This window comes from Nocardia sp. NPDC046473, from assembly GCF_040645995.1.
Classification (GTDB): domain Bacteria; phylum Actinomycetota; class Actinomycetes; order Mycobacteriales; family Mycobacteriaceae; genus Nocardia.
Window position 1 is genome coordinate 785,694 of sequence record NZ_JBEYZJ010000004.1, and the last position, 24,038, is coordinate 809,731.

General features: G+C 65.7%; 24 protein-coding genes. 12 read left to right on the forward strand and 12 right to left on the reverse strand.

Annotation, left to right across the window (positions count from 1 at the left end):
• Genes ABZ942_RS17755 through ABZ942_RS17765 form a run of 3 tightly spaced genes read left to right on the forward strand, consistent with a single transcriptional unit; the run spans window position 1 to window position 2,488 of the window.
• A complete protein-coding gene (locus tag ABZ942_RS17755) occupies window positions 1-393 on the forward strand; it encodes a hypothetical protein (RefSeq protein WP_357383108.1) in 393 nt (130 codons plus the stop codon).
• A complete protein-coding gene (locus ABZ942_RS17760) occupies window positions 390-1,706 on the forward strand; it encodes a hypothetical protein (protein WP_357383110.1) in 1,317 nt (438 codons plus the stop codon). Before ABZ942_RS17755 ends, ABZ942_RS17760 begins: the two co-directional genes overlap by 4 nt.
• A 2-nt stretch (window positions 1,707-1,708) precedes the next feature.
• A complete protein-coding gene (locus tag ABZ942_RS17765) occupies window positions 1,709-2,488 on the forward strand; it encodes an ESX secretion-associated protein EspG (RefSeq protein ID WP_357383112.1) in 780 nt (259 codons plus the stop codon).
• A gap of 7 nt (window positions 2,489-2,495) precedes the next feature.
• On the opposite strand, the gene ABZ942_RS17770 is transcribed toward ABZ942_RS17765, so the two are convergent.
• Together ABZ942_RS17770 and ABZ942_RS17775 are read right to left on the reverse strand one after the other, a co-directional pair.
• Window positions 2,496-2,942 carry a DUF4254 domain-containing protein gene (locus ABZ942_RS17770; RefSeq protein ID WP_357383114.1) on the reverse strand — a complete coding sequence of 149 codons (447 nt, stop codon included), beginning with the start codon at window positions 2,940-2,942 and terminating at the stop codon, window positions 2,496-2,498.
• Entirely contained in the window at window positions 2,936-3,397 is a 462-nt protein-coding gene (locus tag ABZ942_RS17775; RefSeq protein WP_357383116.1) for a DNA-directed RNA polymerase subunit beta, read from the reverse strand. Before ABZ942_RS17775 ends, ABZ942_RS17770 begins: the two co-directional genes overlap by 7 nt.
• Window positions 3,398-3,465: 68 nt before the next feature.
• On the opposite strand from ABZ942_RS17775, the gene ABZ942_RS17780 reads away from it, so the two are divergent.
• From ABZ942_RS17780 to ABZ942_RS17790, 3 genes are all read left to right on the forward strand, one after another.
• Window positions 3,466-4,521 carry a helix-turn-helix transcriptional regulator gene (locus ABZ942_RS17780; RefSeq protein WP_357383118.1) on the forward strand — a complete coding sequence of 352 codons (1,056 nt, stop codon included), beginning with the start codon at window positions 3,466-3,468 and terminating at the stop codon, window positions 4,519-4,521.
• A complete protein-coding gene (locus ABZ942_RS17785) occupies window positions 4,518-4,730 on the forward strand; it encodes a DUF397 domain-containing protein (RefSeq protein ID WP_357383120.1) in 213 nt (70 codons plus the stop codon). The genes ABZ942_RS17780 and ABZ942_RS17785 overlap by 4 nt, the downstream gene beginning before the upstream one ends.
• A 104-nt stretch (window positions 4,731-4,834) precedes the next feature.
• On the forward strand, window positions 4,835-5,668 hold the full coding sequence (locus ABZ942_RS17790) for an aminoglycoside adenylyltransferase domain-containing protein (protein WP_357383122.1): 834 nt from the start codon (window positions 4,835-4,837) through the stop codon (window positions 5,666-5,668).
• Between the two features lie 36 nt (window positions 5,669-5,704).
• On the opposite strand, the gene ABZ942_RS17795 is transcribed toward ABZ942_RS17790, so the two are convergent.
• Window positions 5,705-5,980, reverse strand: a complete 276-nt coding sequence (locus ABZ942_RS17795; protein ID WP_357383124.1) for a hypothetical protein — start codon at window positions 5,978-5,980, stop codon at window positions 5,705-5,707.
• Window positions 5,981-6,008: 28 nt separating this feature from the next.
• The gene (locus ABZ942_RS17800; RefSeq protein ID WP_357383126.1) at window positions 6,009-6,203 is read right to left on the reverse strand and encodes a hypothetical protein; all 195 of its coding nucleotides are present in this window, start codon (window positions 6,201-6,203) and stop codon (window positions 6,009-6,011) included.
• Between the two features lie 333 nt (window positions 6,204-6,536).
• Between ABZ942_RS17800 and ABZ942_RS17805 the strand changes: the two genes are divergently transcribed.
• Window positions 6,537-8,234 carry an alpha/beta fold hydrolase gene (locus ABZ942_RS17805; RefSeq protein WP_357383128.1) on the forward strand — a complete coding sequence of 566 codons (1,698 nt, stop codon included), beginning with the start codon at window positions 6,537-6,539 and terminating at the stop codon, window positions 8,232-8,234.
• A gap of 87 nt (window positions 8,235-8,321) precedes the next feature.
• A complete protein-coding gene (locus tag ABZ942_RS17810) occupies window positions 8,322-8,837 on the forward strand; it encodes a hypothetical protein (protein WP_357383130.1) in 516 nt (171 codons plus the stop codon).
• A gap of 279 nt (window positions 8,838-9,116) precedes the next feature.
• Here the strand turns inward: ABZ942_RS17810 and ABZ942_RS17815 are convergent, their stop codons facing one another.
• Window positions 9,117-9,734 (reverse strand): LysE family translocator, encoded by a 618-nt coding sequence (locus tag ABZ942_RS17815; RefSeq protein ID WP_357383132.1) that lies wholly within the window; start codon window positions 9,732-9,734, stop codon window positions 9,117-9,119.
• A 110-nt stretch (window positions 9,735-9,844) separates the two neighbouring features.
• Here ABZ942_RS17815 and ABZ942_RS17820 point away from each other — a divergent pair, with 110 nt between their 5' ends.
• Window positions 9,845-10,297 (forward strand): Lrp/AsnC family transcriptional regulator, encoded by a 453-nt coding sequence (locus ABZ942_RS17820; RefSeq protein WP_357383218.1) that lies wholly within the window; start codon window positions 9,845-9,847, stop codon window positions 10,295-10,297.
• 4 nt (window positions 10,298-10,301) lie between these two features.
• Here the strand turns inward: ABZ942_RS17820 and ABZ942_RS17825 are convergent, their stop codons facing one another.
• The 7 genes from ABZ942_RS17825 to ABZ942_RS17855 form a co-directional block, all read right to left on the reverse strand.
• Entirely contained in the window at window positions 10,302-10,577 is a 276-nt protein-coding gene (locus ABZ942_RS17825) for a 50S ribosomal protein L7/L12 (protein WP_357383134.1), read from the reverse strand.
• 36 nt (window positions 10,578-10,613) lie between these two features.
• Window positions 10,614-10,982: an STAS domain-containing protein gene (locus ABZ942_RS17830; RefSeq protein ID WP_357383136.1), complete on the reverse strand. Its 369-nt coding sequence runs from the start codon at window positions 10,980-10,982 to the stop codon at window positions 10,614-10,616.
• Between the two features lie 281 nt (window positions 10,983-11,263).
• On the reverse strand, window positions 11,264-12,544 hold the full coding sequence (gene clpX / locus ABZ942_RS17835; protein WP_150403131.1) for an ATP-dependent Clp protease ATP-binding subunit ClpX: 1,281 nt from the start codon (window positions 12,542-12,544) through the stop codon (window positions 11,264-11,266).
• A gap of 448 nt (window positions 12,545-12,992) precedes the next feature.
• Entirely contained in the window at window positions 12,993-13,664 is a 672-nt protein-coding gene (locus ABZ942_RS17840) for an ATP-dependent Clp protease proteolytic subunit (protein ID WP_357383138.1), read from the reverse strand.
• A gap of 67 nt (window positions 13,665-13,731) precedes the next feature.
• Complete coding sequence (locus ABZ942_RS17845) at window positions 13,732-14,319, reverse strand: ATP-dependent Clp protease proteolytic subunit (RefSeq protein WP_357383140.1); 588 nt, start codon at window positions 14,317-14,319, stop codon at window positions 13,732-13,734.
• Window positions 14,320-14,578: 259 nt separating this feature from the next.
• Window positions 14,579-15,994: a trigger factor gene (tig, locus tag ABZ942_RS17850; RefSeq protein ID WP_357383142.1), complete on the reverse strand. Its 1,416-nt coding sequence runs from the start codon at window positions 15,992-15,994 to the stop codon at window positions 14,579-14,581.
• 169 nt (window positions 15,995-16,163) lie between these two features.
• A complete protein-coding gene (locus ABZ942_RS17855; protein ID WP_357383144.1) occupies window positions 16,164-16,739 on the reverse strand; it encodes an FKBP-type peptidyl-prolyl cis-trans isomerase in 576 nt (191 codons plus the stop codon).
• Between the two features lie 110 nt (window positions 16,740-16,849).
• Between ABZ942_RS17855 and ABZ942_RS17860 the strand changes: the two genes are divergently transcribed.
• The 3 genes from ABZ942_RS17860 to ABZ942_RS17870 all read left to right on the forward strand — a co-directional run bounded on the left by ABZ942_RS17860 (window position 16,850) and on the right by ABZ942_RS17870 (window position 23,912).
• Window positions 16,850-19,315, forward strand: coding sequence for a phosphoketolase family protein (locus ABZ942_RS17860; RefSeq protein WP_357383146.1), 2,466 nt, complete (start codon window positions 16,850-16,852; stop codon window positions 19,313-19,315).
• Window positions 19,316-19,389: 74 nt separating this feature from the next.
• The gene (locus ABZ942_RS17865) at window positions 19,390-21,318 is read left to right on the forward strand and encodes a 3' terminal RNA ribose 2'-O-methyltransferase Hen1 (protein ID WP_357383148.1); all 1,929 of its coding nucleotides are present in this window, start codon (window positions 19,390-19,392) and stop codon (window positions 21,316-21,318) included.
• Window positions 21,318-23,912 (forward strand): polynucleotide kinase-phosphatase, encoded by a 2,595-nt coding sequence (locus ABZ942_RS17870; protein WP_357383150.1) that lies wholly within the window; start codon window positions 21,318-21,320, stop codon window positions 23,910-23,912. Before ABZ942_RS17865 ends, ABZ942_RS17870 begins: the two co-directional genes overlap by 1 nt.
• Window positions 23,913-24,038: the final 126 nt, after the last annotated feature.

A 24,038-nucleotide genomic window follows, 5' to 3' on the forward strand; every position in this document is an offset into this window, starting at 1 on the left:
ATGGCCTCGGCTGCACAACCATCAGACTGGCGACAGCTACTCGATCGTGCCAACGCGGGCGAGTTGGTGCTGCGTCCAGAGGTCGGGAAGGACCTGGACGCCAAGTGTGAGGCATATCTGGATGGCCTCGATGACGTCCGCGACTCCACTCGATCCATTCAGTACCTTTCCGGCTTCGGTGGAATGCCGTCGGGCCCAATCTTGGAGCGAAAGTTCTCTCTCAAGGGCACGGGCGGTGACACGTCGCTCGAGGCTTCCCTCGAGACTCACGTCGAAGAAGTCAAACTCATGCGCCAAGTTTTCGCGCAGGCCATGGCGAACTATTCAGCAGTAGACGAAAGCAACCGTCAGGACATAGCGGCCATCAACATCCCGGGGGTGGGCAGCTCATGAGTCAGGACGACTACCAAGCGCGGATCATTGCGGCTCAGCAGCAGTGGAATGACGACCGTACCGCTATTTACTCGCACCGCAGCAAACTGGCGCAGGAGCTAGAGCAGGGCTATGATCCGCCGTCGATCGCCGACCCTGGCGCGGATCTGCTCGTGATCGAGACAGGCACGCTAAAGGATCTGATCAGCAAGGTCGAGGTGATGCAACCAGGTCGAGCGTGGGAAGCCTCGCAGATGTGGCAGAACATCAGTGCCGCGTTCCGGGAGAAGTCGCACGCGTTTGGTGACGCGATCAAGGCAACTGTCGCCAATGGGTGGGAAGGTCAGGCCGCAGATCAGGCGGTCCAATCGGTCGGCCGGTATGTAGATATGTCGCAGCAACTGACACTTTCCACCGAACTCATCTCTGTCAAGCTGTCCGAGCTGTACACCGGTCTGCATCAAACGCAGGCACTGATGCCCCGCACCGGCGACAGCAGCCCTGATCTGCGTGGCAAGACGCTGCCCAGCGAGGGTGTACTGAAGGTCGATGACCACAACCAAACCGAGGCAACGGCGGAAGCGCGGCGGGTGCTGCGGACGGTCTACTGGCAGGTTGCGAACCAGACCGACAACGGTGTTCCGGTGGTGCCGAATAGCCCGACGCTGGTGAACAATCCGAATCAGCCGGTCAGTCCTCCGTCACCGTCGTCGAACTCCCCGAGTCCTTCCGGCACTGGCGATCAGCCGAAGCAGGAGAACCCGACCACGTCCGACGACAAGTCGGGCGATAAATCCGGCGACAAGTCCGGGGATCCGTCGCAGGATCAGAACTCGCCCGGCACGCAAACGGCCAGCGATAAGTCGCAGACCAATCCCGCCGGCACAACACCTCAATCGACCACTCAGGCAAACAATCCCGCGTCGACGCCGAGCACCACTGCTGCCAGCACGACGAGCCCGAACGCTCCAGGCACTACACCCGGGGTGACTCCGATACCCAGCCGCAGCACCACGCCGGGCAGCCCGTCGACGACCCGCTCCCCCGGAAGTCCGGGCACCCCAAGCACTTCCGGCACACCGTCCCCGGGCCGCAGCATCCCCGGCACCCCACAGCCGGGAACTGTGGCACCGCTGGCCGCTCGCGCGGGTACCAGTACCGGCGCCGCAGGTCGCCCCGGCATGGGCGGCATGCCGATGGGTGGTGCTGCGGGCGGCAAGAAGGACGACGACGAAGGCACGCATCAGACCAAGGATTACTTGATCCGGGACTGGTCGGAGGAGCTCCTCGGTGAGCCGAAGAAAGCCGTGCCGCCGGTGATCGGGGAAAACTGAGCGTGCGCAGCTGGAGATTCACCGGCCAGGAGTTCGACATTCTCTGGTCGGCCTACGGTCGCGACCGCCTGCCGTATCCGCTGGCCTTCCGCCCGACCACCGCGGTCGATTGGGATGATCTGGTGCGGCAACGAGAGTCGGCGGTCCAGGCACTGCTCCCCCGGTATTCGGAGAATCTCGAACTCGCCTTGTCGACGTTGCTGGAGCCCGAAACCCGCGTCGAATCCAAGGGTTTCGGCGGTTCCGGTCTCGCCGCGGTGTTCCGATTCCACGGCGCGGTCCGAAATGGCTCCGGCGCCACCCTCATCCAGCTGCCCGGCACGGCCGAGGACACCGGCGGCGACGTGATCATGGGCTTGTGCGCGCCGAACGAGGTGGCCGCCGCGGCGGTGGCCGCGCTGCCGAAAGCACAGGCGGGCACACAACCCGCCGTCAGTTTCCGCAGAGACGAGATCGCCGCCGACCGCCAACGCTACAGTCGTCGCGCGAACGAAGTCAGCATCAACGATCAACTCAACCGCATGTTCAAGCGCGATCGCACCGCCGTCGGCGAAATCACCGTATTCCCAGGCCCTGCAATAGATTCCAGGCCGACCAACGACGGCCGCGGCTTCCTCTGGACCGACTATGCCGACGACGGCCGCTACTACATCAAGTCCGGCGACCCGATCGTCGCCACCCCCATGAGCCCCACATCGATGACCAACGAAATAGCTCGTCTCCTCGACCTCACCCGTCGCTACTACCGCATGGAAAACGAGCAGACCAAAGCAACGTGGTAAGAGGGCACTACGGCCCGCCGGGCAGGCGCCTGCGCCCAGCACACACCTCGGCAGCCAAATCGTCGTAGCCGACAGCTAATTCGGCCAGCTGTTCCCAAGCGTCGCCTAGTTCCCATGGCGATGCGCTGGCCAGAGCCGCGAACGCGCAAGCGGTGAATTGGGCGAGGCGGTCGATAACGACGCCGAGGGTTTCGGTATGAATGTGCGCGGCACCGTGCGAGGGTGGCAATTGCAGGGTGATCCAGCGGTCGATGTCGCGTACCAAACCTGCACGCCGCGAGTCGATGTCATCGATGTACCTGCGATCGTCGATCGTGTCTCTGGCCGCGCACAATCGTTGCTCATGCAGGTCGGTCAGCTCGCGTGCGCGGCGGAGCAGTGGATGATCCGCCGCCAGTTCGCCCCGACAGGCTTGCAGCAGTTGATGTTTCGGGGGCAGCGGGTCGGTCAGCACCGAGGGCCTCTCGTGGTGCAGGAGCGTAGTGCGGTGAGGAGGATCAGGCCGGAAGGGCGGAAGGTGTCGCGCGGAGCAACTATCCAGTGGCGGTGGCCGGTACGGGTGTCGATGGGTGCGGGCAAGGCGATCTCGGCGCCAGGCGGGACGAGGGTGACGTTGAGGCGCAGCAGTTCCGGGAACAGGCTCATGTCGTTCGGCAGGTCGGGGCGGCATAGGAAGGTCCACCGTCTGGACCGCAAGTGAGAAATGATGGGGCCGAGGGTGATTCGGTTGTGCAGCAGGTCGTCGCGGACGCGTTGACCGAGCGGGGCGGGCATGGTGATCGCACCGACCAGGCCTGCGCGCAGGATGATTCGACCGGCCTCGGGGTGGATGCCCGCAGGTAGACCACAGGTGCGCCGGTAGTAGGCGCAGCGCGAAGCTGGTGTGTCCGTGAACATCAGGTTGTTCATGAGAGGCCTCGACTCGCATCGCCGGTTCAAGGGTGCGCCCGGCGGATAGCGAAGCTGCTAGGTTTGCGGTGGACTCCCTGCCGCTTCACCGGGCGCACGTCAACAAAACACCTGTCACGGTGGTGATGTGTGCGGCTTCAGGCGGCCCGAATGAAGTCTCCCGAATCCCCAGCAAACCTCCCGCGGCAGTTGCCATGATCTACCCGATGCGGGTCGAGCGGCCCGCCCGAAGTGGGGAGGACTTCATGCCGGACACCGGATCTACTCTGCCACGAAGGCAACTCGGCCGGTATCTGACGGAATGGCGCAGTCGTGCGGGGATGAGTCAGCAGAAGGCTGCCGAGCTACTGGAGATGGGTTCGAGCAGTCTGCAACGCCTGGAGCGCGGTCAGAACAGCCGGATCAAGGCGCGCGATATCCAGGCCGCGTGCGATCTGTACGGCGTGCCGAGCGACCTGGTCGAGGCGTTCATTGGGCTGGCCCGGCAGGCGAGTGTGAAGACCTGGTGGCAACAATACGGCGACTTGATCCCGAAGCATTTCAATGTGTACGTCGGATTGGAGTCTGCAGCAGTCGAACTGAGGACTTGTCAGCCAGACCTCATACCTGGACTGCTCCAAACAACGGACTACGTTCGTGGACTCCTCCACGATGATCCCGACGGTGACGAAGCTGAGCACGACAGATGGATTCAGGTCAAGGTTCAGCGGCAGAACATTCTGACCCGCAAGATCAAGCCGGTGCGACTGTCCGCTGTGGTTTGCGAGGCCGCGCTACGCCGGGTATCCGGCAGTCCGCAAGTGATGACCGCACAACTTCGCCACATTGCCGATATGTCTACGCGCCCGAACGTCAATGTCCGAGTACTGCCGTTCAGCGCGGGATTCCCTCTCGGCATTGCTGGCGGGCCCTTCGTCATCCTGGACTTCGGAGTCACCGCAACCGGAGTCCCCACCGAGCCACCGGTGGTCTACCTGGAGGGCACGGTGGGCGCCATGTACCTCGAAAAACCCGATGACGTCAGGCGATACCATCAGATCTACGCCGCCTTTGAGCACGCTGCGCTGGACGACGTGGCGAGTCGACATCTGCTCAGGCAGATAGCGAGGGAGTACGAAGCATGAGTGTTCACCTATCTGGAGCCCATTGGTTCAAGAGCGGCCGCAGCTCGGGCAAAGATGAGTGTGTAGAGGTCGCCTTCCTCACCAATGGCCTCGTCGGAGTCCGCGACTCCAAGAACCCCAGCGGTTCCGCGCTCGTCTTCACCCCCGGTGAGTGGGACGTCTTCACCACCGGAGTGCTCAACGGAACATTCGACCACCCTCAGTTCTGAACGTAGCAAGTCCATTTCATGGTCAACGGCAGACGACCACTGCCATCTGCCGTTGACCATGAAGCCCCGCCGCGATCGGACTCGATTCCGGCAGACTCGGATTCATGTCACTCCACGCAGTCGTCGAAGACACCGTCGAGTTCTATCTGACCTCGGCCGATGCCGAGGCTCCCGGTCTGATCGAAGGCCTGTATCTGGAAGGATCGTTGGCGCTCAACGATTTCCGACCGCATACCAGTGACATCGACTTCGTCGCGGTCACCGCGAAACCGCCCAACCCCACCGACCTCGACGCGCTCGAACGAGTGCACGCAGCACTCCGCGAACGGAGCCGTCGCCCATTCTTCGACGGGATCTACCTCACCTGGAACGACCTTGCGGCAGGCCCGCAAGCCACGGGCGAGCGACCATCCAGCAACAGCGGACGACTGTCGAAACTCGATGGCGGCCAGCATAATCCGGTCACTTGGCACACCGTCGCCGAGCACGGTGTCACCCTGCGCGGACCAGCCGCTGCCGACGTCGACATCTGGACCGATCCCAATGCGCTGGCCGCTTGGCAGAACACCAACCTCGATGACTACTGGTCCGCCGGACTGACTCGAGCAGCTCAGCTGCTCAGCAAAGACGGCCTCTTCCTCCTCACCGATTACGCCACCGCCTGGACCGTCACCGGCATCGCCCGCCTGCACTACACCATCGCCACCGGCGACATCACCTCGAAAGAGGGCGCAGGCCGCCACGCCCTGCAATCCTTCCCCCGCCGCTGGCACCGCATCGTCGACGAGGCGCTGCGCGTGCGGCGCAACGACTCTCGCCGATCGCTCTACCGAGACCGACTCTCCCGTCGCCGCGACATCCTCGCCTTCGGCCACATGGCGATCGCCGACGCCCACCGCATCTTCCAAAGCCGACCCGAGACACCGCACGTCGAGTAACGAGACGAACGTCGAAACCTTCAGGTGCGCAGCGCCTTACCGAGCCACTTCCTCAGGACGCGCGACCGATCGGGGTCGATTTACTTCGGGACAGTGGCGACGCAGGTTGGCGGCGAGAATGTGGTCTAGCGGGCGGACAGCAACCGGGCCAGGCGGGCTAACCAGCGCGGCATCCCGGCCGATGGTGTAGCGGGGCAGGGCCTTCGGCGAGACCACGACACTGACGCCGATCGGCGATGAGAACGAAACCGGCACCGCAGCCAAGCCTTCCCACAGCGCTCGAGCTTTGGTCAGCACCGGTTCCGTCGACATCACCTCAGTATTGTTCGTGCAAAGACACTTACGCCGATGGGCTGGCGATCAAGCACCACAGGGCGATGAGGTCGTTGGAGTTGCACAGTCCCCCGGCGACGGATTCGGTCGGGGTCGGAGTGAACGATTCGAGCGGAATGGTGTCGGCCATCGCGGCCCCGCCGCCAACCATGGTCGCTGCCGCGATCAGGGCGCCGACGAAGATTCCACGCAGTGCGAACATCTGAAACTCCTCATATGTTGGGCGGTAGGGCCCCGAACATAGTCGGCGATGGCTCGCATCGCACGACCCGAGTTATGTTGCCCCCAAACCGAGTCCGCTCACTCAGCAGCCTCGGACGCGGCGTTGGCTAGCGCCTCGGCATGCACTCGGAGGATTCATTGCCAAGGTGCCGCAGCCCTGATTGGTCGCCCAGTCCGCAGCCAAAGGGACGCTGTCGAACCTCGACAAAGCGTTGGCGCGAAGGTCGCAGGCTGCGGGCAGCGATGAACTGGTCGAGATCCGGACACCTCTGATTAGACTGGCGCAAGGCCCATTTGGGTAGAGGGGGATTCCATGCGCCGAGTACGGCGACCTGTCATCGTGCTGCCGGTATTGGCGGTTGTCTTGTCACTCGCGGCCGGACATGCCTCGGCCGACACCTCGTACGACCTCGAATTCCAGCCGCCACCTGCACATTTCATCGATCTGCCCGACAGCGCACCGCAGATCCCCGCAGCGATCACGGCCCAGCGCCTGGACTGGAAGCCATGCACCGAGGCCAGTCTGGTCGCCGCCGCGAACGGCAATCCGGCGGCCGGTGTTCGTGCGCCCCTGCTCGACGGGTTGGATTGCGCGACGGTGCGCACTCCGCTGGATTGGACGCAGCCCGAAGCCGGGCCGGTCGCGACCTTCGAAATCTCGCGGCTCGCCGCCCGAAAGCCGACATCACGACAGCTGTTGACCAGCCCAGGCGGTCCCGGAGCGGGGTCCTTGCTCAATCCGATCGAGTGGGCGACCGCATTTCCCGAGCTGCGCGAGACCTACGATCTGCTGGGTTTCGATCCGCGCGGCACCCGCCTGTCCAGCACCGACCAGGACTGCGACGCAACCATTTCGGGCGATCCGCTGCTCCTGGGCACCGGTCGCAACGATCGCACCGATGTACTGGACTTCTCGGCCGAATCGGTGCGACTGCAATTGGGACAAGCCCGCGACTGGGTTCGGTCATGTGTCGACCGGACACCGGATGCGTCCACCGCCGGGACCATCACGTACTGGCAGACCGTCCGGGATCTGGACCTGGTGCGCACACTATTGGGTGCACCGACCTGGAGCTATCTCGGCGCCTCACAGGGCACACTGCTCGGCCTCGAACTGGCGCGTACCTTCCCCGACCGCGTCGATCGCATGGTGCTCGACTCGGTGGCCGACCCAGCGGTCTCCACCACAGCGGGATATGCCGAACGATTCTTGCGCCAGCAGAAGGTGATTGAGCAACAGTTCGCACCGTGGCTCGCCGCACGCGGCACGATATTCGGTGACAGCCCTGGCGCGGTCCTCGCGGCGCTGACCAGACTGCGCGCCGACCTCACCGCCCACCCGATCCCGCTACCGCTCGACCGCACCTTCAGCGGCAATGATCTCAACACCCTGTTCTTCGGCGTCGACAACAGCCCCTATGCAGTGCTGGAACGCAAACTACTGACCTTGCGCACCGCGATCGACTCCCCCTCGGCTACGACACAACTCAATGCCGCCACGACATTTCGGATGACGCCCCTGCTGGACGAGCTTGCCCAGGATGTCCTCCTCGCCAGTTCGCGCATCGGCTGGTGGACCGCCCGAAACTGCAATATCGGCCCCTGGAGCCACAACCTCGACGAAGTCGTCGACACCGCAAGACAACTCGCCGCTAGCGCGCCATTGACCTACTTGGGCATGGGTTTTGCCGCGGTATGCGCGTTCTGGCCCGAACCCCACACCGACACAGGCTCGGTGGGCTACGACCGGATCGGCTCCGCAGTTCTCCTCGCCAACGAGCGAGACCCGGTCACCCCGATCTCGGGCGCCCGCGCCGTCCGCTCGACCATCCCAAAGGCACGCCTGGTTACCGTGGTCGGCAAGCCCGGCCACCTCGTCCTGCCGCAGACCAAACCCAAGAGCCTCCCCGGTTCTGTCCCCGGCACCAGCTCATGTGCCCGAGCCGTCACGGTGGACTATCTCGTCTACGGACGAATCCCCGACCGCGACACACCGTGCCAGCCGGACTGAAAACCGATGCCCGAGGTGCTCGAGCCGACTCGATCCGGACGGTCGTGTCGCCCGGCGACGGCGCGCACGCGCACTAGATTGATCGTCATGTCACGAGATGCAGCAGCGCAGATCAGGGCACTTTTCGCGGATTCGGTTGGCCGCGGATTCGATCCGGGCACGGTGGTGGGCGCGGATGATGCCGAGATCGATGCGATGGCGCAAGCCCAGCGGGTGGCCGCGGTGCCAGAGTCGGTTCGTGAGGTGCTGCGCCTGATGGGTCGTGAGTTGGGCCGCTACGAATCCCTCGGGGGTTCGGGGCGCCGGAGACTGGGGGTTCGCGCGATCTACCCAGAGGACCGGAAGCGGGCGGAGAACTTCGCCGAGTACGACAGCTCGCTGACCGATCCGCGACATCTGCTCGTGTTGTCCGTGCTCGAGCTGGAAGAGGGCTGGTTCTACGAGGTGGTCGACGGTTCGCAAGTAGCGGAACCCGATCCCCCGGTGTGGTTCGGCAGCAGCGACGGCTTCCTCGCCGCACCCACCTACCCGTCGGTGACCGTGTGGTTCGCGGGAATGTGCGCGGAGGTCGAGGGGATGATCGCCGGGGACGTCGACCGCTAGACATGCGACTGCCCCAAGGCTGATGTTCGAGGTCAACCTTGGGGCAGTTGGGATTGCACGGGCCGCGGATGCCTGCAGGTGTTCACCCGCGAACCGGTCTATCTACCTACCGGAGGACCCGAGAGCGCCCGCCACTCCACCGACGAAGTCAGTGACCGCGATGTATGCAGCAGCGATGGCGACCAAAAGGAACTCCACGACAGATACATCGCGTGCCGTAGCGATTCGTTACCACTGATCCAACGACAATTTTTCGCCGCCTGTCGGAGCCGCTCCAACTCACACGAGACGTTCCACCAAGAGCAACGCGCCGATGATGATCATCGCTACGCCGGAGATGCGGGTGACCATGCGGGCGGCGGTGGGGCGGGCGCGCAGGACGGTGCGGGCCAAGACGCCGACACACAGGTAGATCGCAGCGCAGCTCATCGTGTGGATCAGGCCGAGGGTGCCGATCTGGGCGGCGAGCGGCCAGGAGCCGGTGCGGTCGGTGAACTGCGGGAGCAGGGCCAGGAAGAGCAGGATGGCCTTGGGGTTCAGTCCGCTGATGCCGATGCCGCGCAGCACGCTGGCGCCCCACGGGGCGGGGCTCGTCTCCTTGGGCATGGCGGCCGGGGTGCTCGACGAGGCCAGTGTGGTGCCGCCGAGCCACATCAGATACAGCCCGCCGAACACCGTAAGTGCGGTCAGTACAACGGGATTCCGGTCGACCACCGCCGCGACGCCGGCCGCGACCACTGCGGTCAACGCGACATATCCCAGGAGCAGGCCCCCGACGGCGGGCACCACCGATCGCTCACGCAGTCCCGCGGCAATCGCATACGCCCAGTCCGCGCCGGGGACGAGGATCAGCAGGACCGACACGGTCCAGAACGCCGCGATATACCCGACAGCCATGCCGACCTGCTCCCTTCGAACGAATACCCGAAGGAAGGATAGGCGAGTTGATCAAGGAGGTGATTCCAAGTTTTCGCAGCTTGTCGGCCATATATGGAAGGATCTTCCCCATGGATCGCGTTGACCGGAAGATTCTTGCCGAGCTACAGCAGAACGGACGTTTGACGATCACCGAGCTCGCCGCTCGAGTCCGGCTGAGCCTGTCTCCGTGCCACCGTCGGCTGCGGGAATTGGAGAAGTCCGGCGTGATCCGCGGCTACCGCGCGCTGGTCGACGCCGCGGCCGTCGGGCTGACGTTCGAGGCGCTGGTCTTCGTGACGATGCGGCAGGAAGATCGCACCACCGTGGCCGCGTTCGAGCAGGCCGTCGCGGAGATACCGCATGTGTTGCAGGCGCAGCGCCTGTTCGGTGATCCGGATTTCCTGCTGCGCGTCGTCGCGGCGGATCTGCCTGCGTTCCAACAGCTTTACGACGAGAAGCTGGCCACGTTACCCGGCGTGCAGCACTTGACCTCGACGCTGGTGATGAAGCACGTGGTGCTCGAACGTCCGGTGCCGCTGTGAGCGATCAGTACCGCTGGCGGCTTTCGACAGCATCCTTGGCATCTTTGAGACCGGCGCCGGTCAGCTCCCGATAGCGCTTGATCGCCTGAATCTTCTTGTCGTGCAGCAAGAGTGTGTCGATCTCGGCCCAGCTGAACCCGGGATGCGTGGTAGTCGGCACGGACCGGATCGGTTCGGCGGGGGCGGCAGGCAGGTTCTCGATCCCCAGATGCTGGAGGATCAGGTCGACTTTGTAGTTCAGCGCATCGACCTTGCGCTCGAGACGGTAGCGGGCAAACATCATCGAATCGTAGTGACCGCCACCGCCAGTGGAAAACTACGCGGCGTCGAGCACCGCGTCGGCGAGGTTCGCGGCGGTATCGAAGGCGGCGACCTCACCCGCGACCTCCAGCAGCCGGTCGACACAGCGCGGGCCGGTGACCAGGCGGATTCGGCGGTCGGTGTGCCCAGCCCAGGCGCGCGCCTCGATCAGCACGTGCAGACCGGCGACGCCGAAGAACGTCACCTGGGACAGGTCGATCACCACCAGCGGTCCGGCGGTGTTCAATGAGCCGATCAGCTGGGTCTTGAACTGCTCAGCGGTGTAGTAGTCCACCTCGCCCGCGAGGGCGCAGAGGGTGACCCGGTCGCTGGGAGCGGTGAGGGAGATGCTCAGTCGAGCTTCCGGCTCAGGTCGACTCGGCAAGGTCGCTCGACTCGGTGCCACACCTCGGCTCGACATCGGTCTAGACGTGGCACTCGCGGGGAACGCTGAGGAAGCAAGAGTGGTCGACATGAGGATCTCAGTCCTGTCGCGCACGGCAATTGACGTCCGTTGCCGGCAATGCGTTGCGCCCTGGGCTACACATGAGCTCCAGAACTAGGCTGTCTGCTCAACCCTGAATACCGGGTACCCAGAATGAGCGGTCTTCACACAACGAAAAAAGCCACCGCGGTTGTGCGGTGGCTTCTCTCAGGTCTATCGGGTTACGCCGACTTCTCCCGACGTTCGGTCCGCTGCGCCTTGCGCGGCACGATGGTCGGCAGCACGTTCTCGGTGACGGTGTCGGAATCGACGACCACCTTGGCGACGTCGTCGCGGCTGGGGATGTCGTACATCACCGGCAGCAGGACTTCCTCCATGATGGCGCGCAGGCCACGAGCACCGGTGCCGCGCAGGATCGCCTGATCGGCGATCGCTTCCAGCGCGTCGGTGGTGAACTCGAGGTCGACGCCGTCCATCTCGAACAGCCGAACGTACTGCTTGACCAGCGCGTTCTTCGGCTCGGAGAGGATCTTGACCAGCGATTCCTTGTCCAGGTTGGTCACCGAGGCGACGACCGGAAGGCGGCCGATGAACTCGGGGATCAGGCCGAACTTGATCAGATCCTCCGGCATCACCTCGGCGAAGTGATCGGCGGTGTCGATCTCCGACTTGGACCGCACCTCGGAGCCGAAGCCGATGCCGCGGTGGCCGGTCCGCTCGGAGACGATCCGCTCCAGACCGGCGAACGCGCCCGCGACGATGAACAGCACGTTGGTGGTGTCGATCTGGATGAACTCCTGGTGCGGGTGCTTGCGTCCGCCCTGCGGCGGCACACTCGCCTGGGTGCCCTCCAGGATCTTCAGCAGCGCCTGCTGCACGCCCTCGCCGGAGACGTCGCGGGTGATCGACGGGTTCTCGCTCTTGCGGGCGATCTTGTCGACCTCGTCGATGTAGATGATGCCGGTCTCGGCGCGCTTGACGTCGTAGTCGGCGGCCTGGATCAGCTTCAGCAGGATGTTCTCGACGTCCTCACCGACATACCCGGCCTCGGTCAGCGCGGTCGCGTCAGCGATGGCGAACGGGACGTTGAGCATCTTGGCCAGCGTCTGCGCCAGGTAGGTCTTGCCGCAGCCGGTGGGGCCGAGCATGAGGATGTTCGACTTGGTCAGCTCGACGACCTCGCCGCGGCTGTCGCGGCCCTTGTCGCCGGCCTGAATGCGCTTGTAATGGTTGTAAACGGCCACCGCGAGGGTGCGCTTGGCGGTGTCCTGCCCGATCACGTAGTTCTCCAGGAAGTCCCGGATCTCCGCGGGCTTGGGCAGCTCATCGAGCTTGACCTCGCTGGACTCGGCGAGCTCTTCCTCGATGATCTCGTTGCATAGATCGATGCACTCGTCGCAGATGTACACCCCTGGTCCCGCAATGAGCTTCTTGACCTGCTTCTGGCTCTTTCCGCAGAACGAGCACTTGAGCAGATCGCCGCCATCTCCGATGCGCGCCATCTCGTGGGTCCCTACTTCCTTGTCCGCGTGCAACCGTCCGTCCAGGTTGCCAGCTATCTGCCGCGTTACTTGTCAGCGCCACCGGCCGTGGTCGCAAACGCATCGACCGGTTCCGGTGGGTGAGGCAGTGCTGTCAACCGGGAGCAAAGGTCCCTAGGTTGACCGTACCTGGTGTGTGCGATGGAGGTCGACAACTCGAGCATGTTTCTCCGCCGGGTTGTGCGAGTTCTCACGGCACCGGAGCGCGTTGTATCCGTTCAGCAGCCTTTTCGTGCTCCGGCCGCTTGTTTCATCGTGGCTGGTGACCGCAGCGTTTCCGGGCCAGCCGTTGCACTGGAGCAGTCCGGCCGGGCAGCATGCCACTAGGCACACTTCCCGGCCGGAATTCCCTGGGGCAAAGCAACTTACGAGCAAATCTCCGCCGGGATCGGCGATTCGCCCCGTTCGATCACTTCTTCTGCGCGCTGAGCTTGCGGTAGTCGAACACCTGGTCGATGATCCCGTATTCCTTGGCCTCGGCGGCCGTCAGGATCTTGTCGCGGTCGGTGTCCTTGCGGATCTGATCCGCGTCCTTGCCGGTGTGGAAGGCCAGCGTGGTCTCCATCAGGCGACGCATCCGCTCGATCTCGGCGGCCTGGATCTCCAGGTCCGACACCTGCCCCTGGATGCCACCCTCCAGCGACGGCTGGTGGATCAGCACGCGGGCGTTGGGCAGGCAGGCGCGCTTGCCGGGAGTACCCGCGGCCAGCAGCACGGCCGCGGCCGAGGCGGCCTGGCCGAGGCAGACGGTCGCGACATCGGCGCGCACGTACTGCATGGTGTCGTAGATGGCCATCAGTGACGTGAACGAGCCACCCGGCGAGTTGATGTACATGGTGATGTCGCGGTCGGGATCGAGCGACTCGAGCACCAGCAGCTGCGCCATGACGTCGTTCGCCGAGGCGTCGTCCACCTGCACGCCGAGGAAGATGATGCGCTCCTCGAAGAGCTTGTTGTACGGGTTGGACTCCTTGACGCCGAAGCTCGAGTGCTCGATGAACGACGGCAGGATATAGCGCGACTCGGCGCCCTGCGGTGCCATACCGCCGAGCGCTGCGCGTGGGTCAAACTGGTTGGCCATCTTCGTCTCCAAAGTCTGTGTGTGTAAGCCGCGGATGCGCTGAACGGACAGAGAGTCCGGATGGCGCCTAGTTGCCTGCGCCGTTGGTCTGGTTCGCGTGGCTGATCACCCGATCGATGAAGCCGTATTCCAGCGCCTGCTTAGCGGTGAACCAGCGGTCGCGGTCCGCGTCGATGGTGACCTGCTCCACGGACTTACCGGTGTGCAGCGCCTGCAGCTCGTTGAGCTCACGCTTGGTGTGCGCGAACTGCTCAGCCATGATCGCGATGTCGGCGGCCGAACCACCGATGCCCGCCGACGGCTGGTGCATCATGATCCGCGCGTGCGGCAGGGCGAAGCGCTTGCCCTTGGTGCCCGCGGTGAGCAGGAACTGACCCATCGACGCGGCCAGGCCCATGCCGTAGGTGGCGATATCGCACTCGGCGAACTGCATGGTGTCGTAGATGGCCATACCGGCGGTCACCGAGCCACCAGGCGAGTTGATGTAGAGCGCGATGTCCTTGGTCGGATCCTCCGCCGTGAGAAGCAGGATCTGCGCGCAGAGCTTGTTCGCGATGTCGTCGTCGACCTGGGTGCCGAGGAAGATGATGCGATTACTAAGCAGTCGCTCGTAGACCGAATCGCTGAGGTTGAGACCAGCAGTCGCGGATGCCATAACGACCCCTGCCTGATTGACTGTCACGGATACCTGCCTTTTCTTACCGGCTCGTTGGCCGACGGCCATCTCTGGTTCGTTGTCACAAACATTAACGAAGCAGGGCGGCACCGAACTCCCGGTACCGCCCTTCTTCGCTCACAGCGCAACTTCGCTGGCGCTCAGCTGCGCTGTTCGCGAGGACGCGCTGTGTCTTTGGTTCACTCGCTTCGCTCGCTCACAGCGCAACTTCGCTGGCGCTCAGCTGCACTTCAAAAACCTATTCGGCCTTAGCCGCGGCGGTCTCGGTCGACTCGTCCGCCGCGGCGGCGTCGGTGATCACCTCGACCTCGTCGGCAGCGTCGACAGAATCATCTGGGGCACCGAACATTTCGGCGGTGTCCACCGCGTTGCCCTCGGAGTCTGTCACCTGCACCTTGCCGACAACGCCCGCGAGGGCCTTGCCGCGCCGGACGTCGGCGAAGATCGCGCCGAGCTGGCCCGCCTGCTGCACCTGCTGGATGAACTGCTCCGGCGCCAGGCCGTAGCGCTGCGACTGGAACAGGATCCGCTCGGTGAGCTCGTCCTGGCCGACCTGAGTGTTCTCCGCCTCGGCGATGGCGTCCAGCAGCAGCTGGGTGCGCACCGACTTCTCGGCGGACTCCTTGGCGTCCTTGTCGAACTCCTCGCGGCTGGAGCCCTGGGCCTCCAGCGCCTCGGCCAGCTTGGCCTCGTCGTGGTCGAAGCCGTGCACGGCGTCGTGGGTGACGGCGTCGATCTCGGCCTGCACGACCGCCTCCGGCAGCGGCACCTCGACCTGCTCGAGCAGGGTCTCCAGCACCTTGTCGCGGATCTGGCCGGCCTGCTCCACCTTCTTGCTGCGCTCGACCCGGCTGCGCAGGTCGGTCTTCAGCTCTTCGAGGGTGTCGAATTCGCTTGCCAGCTGGGCGAAGTCGTCGTCGGCCTCGGGCAGCTCGCGCTCCTTGACCGACTGCACGGTGACCTTGATGACGGCTTCCTTGCCCGCGTGCTCACCGGCGACCAGGGTCGAGGTGAACTCCTTGGACTCGCCGGCCGACAGGCCGATCAGCGCCTCGTCCAGGCCCTCGATGAGCTGGCCGGAGCCGACCTCGTGGGACAGGCCGGTGGTGGCCGCCTCGGGCACGTCCTCGCCGTCGACGGTGGCCGACAGGTCGATCGACACGAAGTCGCCGTCCTGCACCGCGCGCTCGACACCGGTGAGGGTGCCGAAACGCTGACGCAGCGACTGCAGCTGCTCGTCGATGTCCTCGTCGCCGATGGTGAAGGCGTCGACGGTGACCGCGAGGGCCTCGTAGTCCGGCAGCGTGAGCTCGGGGCGCACGTCGACCTCGGCGGTGAACGCGAGCTCTTCGCCGTCTTCGATCTTGGTGATCTCGATCTCGGGCTGGCCGATGACCTTCACGTCGGCCGCGGTGACGGCCTCGCTGTAGCGGCCGGGCAGCACGTCGTTGACGACCTGCTCCAGCACCGCGCCGCGGCCAAGGCGGGCCTCGAGCAGCTTGGCCGGCGCCTTGCCGGGACGGAAGCCGGGGATCTTGACCTGCTTGGCGAGTGCCTTGTACGCGCGATCGAAGTCCGGCTTCAGTTCCTCGAAGGGCACCTCGACATTGATCCGGACCCGGGTCGGGCTCAGCTGCTCGACGGTGCTCTTCACGGACATGCTCCTTGTTCGTCGTCTGTTCTGGTTGAGACGCGATCCCCCGTCGTCCCGGACTGCTACCGGGACCCCGGCACCCGCCGGGTCGGCGAGGGACGCGGCGTACGCATCCCGACCAGGTTAGTTGACCGGCCGGGGCGGGCTGCACTCGGCCGGTTTTCGAGCCCTACTTGCCGACCGACACCGCGTCGGTCACGAACACCAGCGTCTCGTTCGGCGCGATGCCGCTGCGGCCGCTGGCGCCGTAGCCGAGGTCCGGCGGCACGATCAGCAGCCGGCGCGCGCCCTGCTGCACGCCGATAAGTCCCTGGTCCCAGCCCGGAATGACCTGTCCGCCACCGAGGGTGAGCTGGAACGGGGTGCCGCGATCGAAGGAGCTGTCCTTCTTCTGTCCGTTGGACCAGGTGACCAGTGCGTAGTTCATGGTGAGCTGCTGACCCGATGCCGCGCCGGGGCCGGTGCCCTGGATGAGGTCCTTGGTGATGAGCTTCTTGGGCGGGTCGCAGTTGTCGGGGAGGGTGATCTTCGGGGCGGTGCCGAAGTCGCCGCTCACGCCGATGTCCTCCGCCGTGCATTCCCGGCCCTTGCTCACCGTCGGGCCGCCCTGCGCCGACGCGGCGACCTTCGTGGCGGCCGAAGAGGAAGGAGTGGACGACGCCTTGTCGTCGAAGCCACAGGCGACCAGAGTGAACGCTGCCGCGGCCATGGTGCCGATCCCGATGATCCTGCCGAGTGTCTGCATGCGGCGAACCTAGACCATCGCGGCGACGAACGTCCCAGTCGCCCTTCGCGCGTCGAACTGCCGTTACGCTTGCACTGGAATTCTCCCCCCAGCACGAGGAGAGTCGGCGCATGACCAACCCGAGTGCGGGTAGTGATACCTCGGCCGACAATGTCGGCGACGCGGGCGGCGACACCGTTGCCCCGCAGCCCTATCGACTCACCGATCTCGCGGGTCCGCTGGACCGCGACCAACTGACCTCGATCGACGCCTGGTGGCGGGCCGCGAACTACCTGGCCGTCGGGCAGATCTATCTGATGGCGAATCCGCTGCTGCGCGAGCCACTGCAGGCCGAACACATCAAGCCGCGGCTGCTCGGCCATTTCGGCACCGTGCCCGGGTTGAATCTGGTGTGGGTGCATGCCAATCGGGCGATTCGGCAGCGCGGGCTCAGCGCGGTCTTCGTGGCCGGGCCGGGGCACGGCGGGCCGGGTCCGAACGCGTGCGGCTGGCTGGAGGGCACGTATTCCGAGCTGTACAGCCACATTCCGCAGGACGCGGCGGGTATGGGCACGTTCTTCGCGCAGTTCTCCTTCCCCGGCGGCGTGCCGAGTCATTGCGCGCCGGAGACGCCCGGCTCGTTTCACGAGGGTGGCGAGCTCGGCTATTCCCTGATGCATGCCTTCGGCGCGGCGCTGGACCACCCGGATCTGACGGTGTTCTGCGTGATCGGCGACGGCGAGGCGGAGACGGGTCCACTGGCCACCAGCTGGCATGCCAACAAGTTCCTCAATCCGGCGCGCGACGGCGCGGTGCTGCCGATCCTCGCGTTGAACCAGTACAAGATCGCGAATCCGACCATCCTGGCGCGCATTCCGGAGGCGGAGCTGGTTTCGCTGCTGCGCGGGTACGGGTACGAGCCGATCATCGTGTCGGGCAGCGACCCGACCGCGGTGCATCAGGCGATGGCCGTCGCGGTGGATACCTGTATGGAGCGCATCGCGCAGATTCAGCGGGCCGCGCGTGGTGGCGGCGACGGGGTGCGGCCGATCTGGCCGATGATCGTTTTGCGCACGCCGAAGGGGTGGACCTGTCCGCCGATAGTGGACGGCGAACAGGTCGAGGGCACGTTCCGGGCGCATCAGGTGCCGTTGCCTGCGGCACGGACCGACGCCGGTCACCGGGCGGTGTTGGAACAGTGGCTGCGGTCGTATCGTCCGGAGGAATTGTTCGACGAGTCGGGCAGGCCGGTGTCGGAGCTGCTGGACCAGGTGCCCGACGGTGATCAGCGGATGAGCGCCAATCCGGTTGCCAACGGCGGCAAGCTCGTTCGTGATCTGAACCTGCCGGACTGGCGAGAGTTCGGGGTCGAGGTCGCCACACCTGGCGGGTCGCAGCACGAGGCGACGCGGGTGCTCGGCGGCTGGTTGCGCGAGGTCACCCGGAACAACCCGGACAACTTCATCACCTTCGCGCCCGACGAACTGGCCAGCAATCGCCTGCAGGACATCCTCGAGGTGACCGGCCGCAACTGGCAGGCCGAAATCGGTGAGTACGACGAACATCTCGACCGCACCGGGCGAGTGATCGAGGTGCTGTCCGAGCACCTGTGCCAAGGGTTGCTGGAGGGGTATCTGCTCACCGGCAGGCACGGGGTGTTCACCTGCTACGAGGCGTTCATCCACATCGTCGACGCGATGTTCAACCAGCATGCCAAGTGGCTCGACGCGAGTGCGGCGGTGCCGTGGCGGCAGCCCATCGCGAGCCTCAATTACCTGCTCTCGTCACATGTTTGGCGGCAGGACCACAACGGGTTCACCCATCAGGATCCCGGCTTTCTCGATGTGGTGCTCAACAAGAAGGCTTCGATCGTGCGGGTCTATCTGCCGCCGGATGCCAACACGCTGTTGTCCACCTACGACCACTGCCTGCGTTCGCGGCATTACGTCAACGTGGTGGTGGCGGGCAAACAGCCGCAGGCGGACTGGCTTTCGGTGACCGAGGCGGCGGAGCACTGTGCGCGCGGCATCGGTATCTGGGATTGGGCTGGTCACAACGACGAGCTCGGTACCGTTCCGGATGTGGTGCTGGCCTGTGCCGGGGACGTGCCGACGCTGGAAACCCTTGCGGCGGCGGCGATTCTGCGCGATCGACTGCCGACGTTGCGGGTTCGGGTGGTCAATGTGGTCGATCTGACCCGGCTGCAGCCGCAGGACGATCATCCACATGGGTTGCCCGACAGCGAGTTCGACACGTTGTTCACCCATGACCGGCCGGTGATCTTCGCCTTCCACGGTTACCCGTGGCTGGTGCACCGGCTCACCTATCGGCGGGCCAACCATGACGGGCTGCACGTGCGTGGCTACCAGGAGCGCGGCACCACGACCACACCGTTCGACATGGTGATGCTCAACGATCTGGATCGGTTCCACCTGGTGATGGATGTCATCGATCGGGTGCCGACTCTGGGTGAGCGGGCCGCCGGGCTGCGACAGGAAATGGTGGACGCGCGGTGGGAGGCGCGGGCCTGGACGCGCGAACACGGCGAGGACATCCCCGGGGTCGCCGACTGGACTTGGCCGTACCCGACCGCATGAGCGCCGATCCGGGTTGCCACAGCCTTGATGAAACTTCCTTGCGCAGGTTACGGCGGCTGAGCGACGATCGCTAGATGCTACTGACGATCACTTGCACACCACCGGACGGCGCCGCATGGCCGGCCACCGACCTGGGGTTCTTGCTGCACAAGAACCCCGACCGGGTGCAAGCGTTCGAGCAGTCCTACGGCACGGCGCATGTCGTGTATCCGGAGGCGACGGCCGCCCGGTGCACGGCAGCGCTGATGCTGGAGATCGATCCGATCCGGTTGGTGCGTGGACGTTCCCGCGGGACACCGGATTTCAGCCTCGGGCAGTACGTCAACGATCGACCGTACGCGGCGTCGTCGCTGCTGTCGGTGGCGATCGGCGCGGTGTTCCGTACCGCGCTGCACGGGCGCTGCACGCTGCGGCCGGAGCTCGTCGAGACGGCGCTGCCGTTGCGGATCGAGCTGCCCGCGGTGCCGTGTCGTGGCGGAGCGGAGGTCGCCGAGCGGATGTTCGCGCCGCTCGGATGGGTGGTGACGGCCACTCCCCTGCCGTTGGATCCGGCGTTTCCGGAGTGGGGTGATTCGCATTACCTGCGGGTCGAGTTGTCCGGGACCGTGCGGTTGGCCGACGCGCTCTCGCACCTCTATGTGCTGCTGCCGGTGCTGGACGGGGCCAAGCACTACTGGTTGGCGGCGGATGAGGTGGACAAGCTGATCCGGGCCGGTGGCGGGTGGCTGGCCGAGCACCCGGAGCGCGGGTGGATCACCCGGCGGTACTTGGCGCGGCGGCAGTCGCTGGTGCGTACCGCGTTGGCTCGGTTGGCCGAGTTGGAAGAGGTGGAGCCGGAGGCATTGGACGCGGTGGAGGAGGTGGGCGACGAGGGCGACTCGACTGCGGTCGATTCTGCCGTGTCCGCCGAAACACGTTCCGCGACAAACCAAGTGACTTACGCCGACAGCAATTCGGGCGCAGCAGATTCCGGGGACGCGGCGGTGGTGGGCATCGACACGCAGGTGAACAACTGGCGCGACGATGAGATCAGAGGCCCGGACGACTCGGCGAGCGACCGGGTCACCACGACGACGACCGACGGCGGCAGCGCGACGACGACCGACGGCTTCACCGCAACGGCGACTGACAGCGGCAGCGCGTCCGCGACTCGCGGTGGCAGCGACGGCACAATCACGACCGGCGGCGGCAGCACTACGGCGGCCGACGGCAGCACTGCAACGGCGACTGACAGGGGCAGGGCGTCCGTGACCCGCAGCGGCAGCGGCAGCGGCAGCGGCAGCGAGGCAGATGACCTCAGCGCGACGATGACCGATGGGCACGGTGAAGTCGAAACATCTCCGAGTACACCGTCTTTGGCGGTAACCCGGCGTGCCGCAGTGCGTGCGGCGCTGCATGAGGTCGGTGCGCGGCGGGTGCTCGATCTCGGTTGCGGGGAGGGTACGTTGTTGCGGGAGTTGCTGTCGGACAAGGCTTTCACCGAGATCGTCGGTGTGGATGTGTCGATGCGGGCGTTGCATATCGCCGAACGAAAGTTGCGGCTCGAGCGGCTGCCCGAACGGGTGGCGCAGCGGCTGACCCTGCGGCAAGGCGCGCTCACCTACACCGATGCCCGGTTGCGTGGTTATGACGCGGCGGTGCTGATGGAGGTCATCGAGCATGTGGATCTGCCGCGTCTCGGCGCGCTCGAGCACTCGGTGTTCGCGGGGGCGGCGCCGGGAGCGGTGCTCGTCACCACGCCTAACGCGGAGTTCAATGTGCGCTACGAGACGTTGGCGGCCGGTACGTTTCGGCATGTCGATCACCGATTCGAGTGGACCAGGGCGGAATTCGCGGCGTGGGCCGACGCAGTAGCGACACGGCACGGGTATGCGGTGCGGTTCGTGCCGATCGGCGAGCCGGACGCGGAGCTCGGGGCGCCGACGCAAATGGCGGTATTCACCAAGGACGAGTTCAACAACAATGCGGTCACGGCGACCTCGATCAGGGAAGGGGCGGCATGATGGCGGAACTCTCGGTGCCCGAGCTGTCCCTGGTGGTGTTGATCGGCAGCACCGGCTCGGGCAAGTCGACGTTCGCGCGCAAGCACTTTCGGTCGACCGCGGTGGTCTCCTCGGATGCCTGCCGTGGCGTCGTCAGCGACGACGAGAACGACCAGTCGGCCACCGCCGAGGCGTTCGCGCTGCTGCACCACATCGCGGGCGTTCGGCTGCGGCGTGGACTGCGCACGGTTGTCGACGCGACCAACGTGCAGGCCAAGTCGCGGCAGGAACTGATCGCGGTGGCGCGTGCGCACGATGTACTGCCGGTCGCAATCGTGCTGGACGTGCCGGATTCGGTGTGCCTGGAACGTAATTCGGCACGACCGGACCGGGCGACGCTCGGTGCGCACGTGGTGGTCCGGCAGCAGCGTGAGCTGCGGCGGAGCCTGCGCGGCCTGGAGCGCGAGGGCTTCCGCAAGGTGTATGTGCTGCGCGGAGTCGCGGAGGTCGAGGCGGCGACCATCGTCGACGAGAAGGCGTGGAACGACAAGCGCGAGCTCACCGGGCCGTTCGACGTGATCGGTGACGTGCACGGCTGCCGCGGCGAATTGGAAACGCTGCTCGGCGAACTCGGCTATGCCATCGACCGAGACGACGTGGGCCGCGCGATCGGCGCGAGCCATCCGGCAGGCCGCACCGCGGTGTTCGTCGGGGACCTGGTGGACCGCGGGCCGGACACTCCGGGTGTGCTGCGGCTGGTGATGGGCATGGTCGCGGCCGGAACTGCCTTGTGCGTCACCGGGAATCACGAGAACAAGCTCGTGCGCGCGCTCGACGGTAAGCAGGTTCGGGTGGCGCACGGCCTGGCCGAGTCGCTGGCGCAGCTCGACGGCGAGGACGAGGTCTTCCGCAAGGCGGCGCACGAGTTCTGTCGTGGGTTGGTCAGCCACTATGTGCTCGACGGCGGCAAGCTCGTCGTCGCGCACGCGGGGCTGAAGGAAGAGTTCCACGGGCGTGCGTCGGGCCGGGTGCGGTCGTTCGCCATGTACGGCGAAACCACCGGGGAGACAGACGAATACGGGCTGCCGGTGCGTTACCCGTGGGCCAACGACTATCGCGGCCGCGCGACCGTCCTGTACGGGCACACGCCGGTGCTCGACCTGCAGTGGGTCAACAACACGCTGTGTCTGGACACCGGCGTGGTGTTCGGCGGCAGGCTCTCGGCGCTGCGTTATCCCGAGCGTGAGCCGGTTTCGGTTGCGGCGGAGTCGGTTTGGTACGAGCCGGTGCGGCCGCTGGAAGCCACCACGATCAGCACGGCCGAGGGCGTGGTGCACCGGGATCCCGGCGTGCTCGACCTGGACGACGTGATCGGTCGGCGCGTGGTGGAGACCCGGTATCACGGACGGGTCGGCGTGCAGGAGGAAAACGCCTGTGCCGCACTCGAAGTGATGAGCCGGTTCGCGATCGACCCACGCTGGCTGGTGTACCTGCCGCCGACGATGTCGCCGTGCGCGACCTCGGAACTGCCGGGCTATCTGGAGCATCCGGCGGAGGCGTTCGCGTACTACCGCGCCGAGGGTGTCGACCAGCTGGTGTGCGAGGAGAAGCACATGGGTTCGCGGGCTGTGGTCCTCGTTGCCCGCTCCGCGCAGGCCGCGCGGGACCGGTTCGGCGTCGACGACGGCGGCACCGGCGTGATCTACACCCGCACCGGCCGCCCGTTCTTCGACGATCCCGAGCACACCGAGACCCTGCTCACCCGCGTGCGGGTGGCCGCGGAAGCCGCCGGGCTGTTCGATGAGCTGCGCAGTGAATGGCTCTTGCTCGATACCGAGCTGATGCCGTGGTCGGCGAAGGCGATCGGCCTGCTGCGCAACCAGTACGCGGCCGTCGGCGCCGCCGCGCGGGCCGCACTGGGTGCCACCACCGAGGTGCTGGCGGCGGTGGCGGAACGCGGACTCGATGTCGCCGACCTGGCGAGCCGCACCGGAGCGCGCAAGGACGACGCCGCGGCGTTCACCGACGCCTACGGCCGCTACTGCTGGCCGGTCGAGGGCATGGCCGGACTGCGGCTCGCGCCGTTCCAGATCCTTGCCGCCGAGGGAGCGAATCACGCGGTACGTGAGCATGATTGGCACCTCGCGCTGATCGACCGGCTGGTCGCGGCCGACACTGAACTGTTCACACCGACAGGCCGCATGTTCGTCGACCTGACCGATCCGGACAGCACAGCAGCCGCCACCACCTGGTGGACCGGACTCACCGCAGCGGGCGGCGAGGGCATGGTGGTCAAGCCGCGCCAGGCGCTGGTTCGTGGGCGGAAGAAGTCCGACGGTTCGACGGGAGACGGCAGGCTGGTACAACCCGGCGTCAAATGCCGCGGCCCCGAATACCTCCGAATCATCTACGGCCCGGAATACCTACGCGAAACCAACCTCGACCGCCTCCGCTCTCGCGCCCTCGGCCGCAAGCGCTCAATGGCCCTGCGCGAGTACGCCCTCGGCCTCGAAGCCCTGGACCGACTCGCCGCCGGCGAACCCCTGTGGCGGCTACACGAGGCCGTCTTCGCAGTACTGGCACTCGAGTCCGAACCAGTCGACCCACGGTTGTAACGAGGTACACCTCGCACGGCACGTCCCCCCCGAGACCGATGCTGGCAGAATCTGCACTCTGTCTCGGGATCGGCACTCGGAATAGGGCCCTAAAGCCAGTGCCGATCCCGAGACAGAGTGCAGATC

Coding starts and splice junctions, on each gene's coding strand:
- ABZ942_RS17840 (WP_357383138.1), bottom strand. CDS start 13,664: ATGGCCAACCAGTTTGACCCACGCGCAGCGCTCGGCGGTATGGCACCG.
- ABZ942_RS17800 (WP_357383126.1), bottom strand. CDS start 6,203: ATGTTCGCACTGCGTGGAATCTTCGTCGGCGCCCTGATCGCGGCAGCG.
- ABZ942_RS17755 (WP_357383108.1), top strand. CDS start 1: ATGGCCTCGGCTGCACAACCATCAGACTGGCGACAGCTACTCGATCGT.
- ABZ942_RS17870 (WP_357383150.1), top strand. CDS start 21,318: ATGGCGGAACTCTCGGTGCCCGAGCTGTCCCTGGTGGTGTTGATCGGC.
- ABZ942_RS17855 (WP_357383144.1), bottom strand. CDS start 16,739: ATGCAGACACTCGGCAGGATCATCGGGATCGGCACCATGGCCGCGGCA.
- ABZ942_RS17810 (WP_357383130.1), top strand. CDS start 8,322: ATGTCACGAGATGCAGCAGCGCAGATCAGGGCACTTTTCGCGGATTCG.
- ABZ942_RS17865 (WP_357383148.1), top strand. CDS start 19,390: ATGCTACTGACGATCACTTGCACACCACCGGACGGCGCCGCATGGCCG.
- ABZ942_RS17860 (WP_357383146.1), top strand. CDS start 16,850: ATGACCAACCCGAGTGCGGGTAGTGATACCTCGGCCGACAATGTCGGC.
- ABZ942_RS17820 (WP_357383218.1), top strand. CDS start 9,845: ATGGATCGCGTTGACCGGAAGATTCTTGCCGAGCTACAGCAGAACGGA.
- ABZ942_RS17815 (WP_357383132.1), bottom strand. CDS start 9,734: ATGGCTGTCGGGTATATCGCGGCGTTCTGGACCGTGTCGGTCCTGCTG.
- ABZ942_RS17760 (WP_357383110.1), top strand. CDS start 390: ATGAGTCAGGACGACTACCAAGCGCGGATCATTGCGGCTCAGCAGCAG.
- ABZ942_RS17775 (WP_357383116.1), bottom strand. CDS start 3,397: ATGAACAACCTGATGTTCACGGACACACCAGCTTCGCGCTGCGCCTAC.
- ABZ942_RS17790 (WP_357383122.1), top strand. CDS start 4,835: ATGTCACTCCACGCAGTCGTCGAAGACACCGTCGAGTTCTATCTGACC.
- ABZ942_RS17805 (WP_357383128.1), top strand. CDS start 6,537: ATGCGCCGAGTACGGCGACCTGTCATCGTGCTGCCGGTATTGGCGGTT.
- ABZ942_RS17785 (WP_357383120.1), top strand. CDS start 4,518: ATGAGTGTTCACCTATCTGGAGCCCATTGGTTCAAGAGCGGCCGCAGC.
- ABZ942_RS17825 (WP_357383134.1), bottom strand. CDS start 10,577: ATGTTTGCCCGCTACCGTCTCGAGCGCAAGGTCGATGCGCTGAACTAC.
- clpX (WP_150403131.1), bottom strand. CDS start 12,544: ATGGCGCGCATCGGAGATGGCGGCGATCTGCTCAAGTGCTCGTTCTGC.
- ABZ942_RS17845 (WP_357383140.1), bottom strand. CDS start 14,319: ATGGCATCCGCGACTGCTGGTCTCAACCTCAGCGATTCGGTCTACGAG.
- ABZ942_RS17795 (WP_357383124.1), bottom strand. CDS start 5,980: ATGTCGACGGAACCGGTGCTGACCAAAGCTCGAGCGCTGTGGGAAGGC.